Source organism: Pseudomonas sp. WS 5532 (genome assembly GCF_012985445.1).
Taxonomy (GTDB): domain Bacteria; phylum Pseudomonadota; class Gammaproteobacteria; order Pseudomonadales; family Pseudomonadaceae; genus Aquipseudomonas; species Aquipseudomonas edaphica.
Genome location: NZ_JAAQWK010000051.1, coordinates 1 through 1,470, shown reverse-complemented (window position 1 = coordinate 1,470; position 1,470 = coordinate 1). Strand labels below are relative to the sequence as shown.

Genomic DNA, 1,470 nt, shown 5'->3' with positions numbered 1-1,470 from the left:
AGCCATGCCTTTCAAGGTCTATGTTTAAGAGTCCGTTTAACGTCATGTTTAGGCCTGTTTATCCGCCTTGGCAGCCTTAAGCACCCGAGCTGTTGAGACATGCGCCCGTGCCGCCTTACCTTCCAGCCACTCCTTGGGTTTAGCGACTTTGGCGCCGCGAGGGCTCTTTGCGACGGACTTGGGTTTGATCAACCTCGCCAGGGCCAGTAATCGCTCTGCCAGCCCTTGCGAGGTCTTTTCAAGGGGGAAATTTTCCGCAGGCAATGCGATCTGCAAACCCTGATAATCACTGCGAACATGCACCGCCAAGTGGAAAATCGAAGCTTCCCAACCCTCTGGCTGTGTTTCCCGGTGCGCCTGCTCAACACTACGTTTGAGAACCGATAAAACGTTGTAAGCCAGCACCGCCGAGGCAAAGCCCAGCAGCGCGGCTTTCGGGCTGCCAAAGCTTGTGATTTCACTCTCCAGTACCGATTCAAGGCGTTGGAACATGCCTTCAATACTCCAGCGACGACGGTACAAATCAGCTATCTGTTGAGCACTGATGGTGTCGGGCAAATTGCTCCAGAACCACATCACCACATCACCTGAGTCATTCGCTGTTTGCAGGCTCAATTCAACGCGTCTCCAGCGGCGGCCACTGGTCACTTCGATGATTTGTTCGCGAACGGTGCCGCTATCGACTGCTCCTGAATCTTGCCACTCACTTTCTTGGACGAGTCGTGGATGTTTGCTGGGTTGGCGAACGATGAACGAAGCCCCCGTGTCCTCGCAGGCTTGCAAGACGGGCAGCGTGCAATAGAGCCGGTCAGCCATCCACAACTGGCCCGCGCATGCGCGGGCCAGTAGCGGTAAAACACTGACTCGCTCACTGGCGTAGGCATCTTCCCACGGCTGAAGATCAACGACTAAATCCAGATCCGGATCGTAGGCAACTACTGAAAATCCTGGGCGTGCTGCGCCGCGCTCATTGCGCAGAGCACCTAGACGTTTTTCAGTGGCCGGCAGATGGTTGCCATCAACAATACGCAACTGCCAACCGGGAAGGATCGATGAATGGCCAAGCGTTTCTACGGTCGGTATCAAACGCTCGGCACTGCCCGAAATGAGGGCGCGCAGAAGCTCGGGTTCGGTTCGCTTGATCTTGTCATAGAGGGCTGCAAGGCTGACCGAAAGGCCCTCCATCTTGCGCGCCGCCGCGTGTAATGACGGCCTCAAGCCCAATGAAACAAGGGACATCAGCTCAACAACGGTTGAAAACAAAAGCTCACGGGAGTACTGACGCTGGCGATGATCATCGAACACCTTGTCTACCCACTTGGCATCTACGGCCTGCTCCAAGACCAGCTTGGTCATGACACTGGCTGGTGCTTGTTTTTCAAACCGTTCTAAAACCTTTTCCCACATAGCTTCGTCGTCCTGACTGAATTGATTAGGGGATTTTAAACCAAGACCTTGAAAGGCATGGCT

General features: G+C 54.6%; 1 protein-coding gene. It reads right to left on the bottom strand.

Annotated features, from left to right (window positions below; all coding sequences use genetic code 11):
- Positions 1 to 48 precede the first annotated feature (48 nt).
- The gene (locus HBO23_RS33540) at positions 49 to 1,356 is read right to left on the bottom strand and encodes an IS4 family transposase (protein WP_170040993.1); all 1,308 of its coding nucleotides are present in this window, start codon (positions 1,354 to 1,356) and stop codon (positions 49 to 51) included.
- Positions 1,357 to 1,470 lie beyond the last annotated feature (114 nt).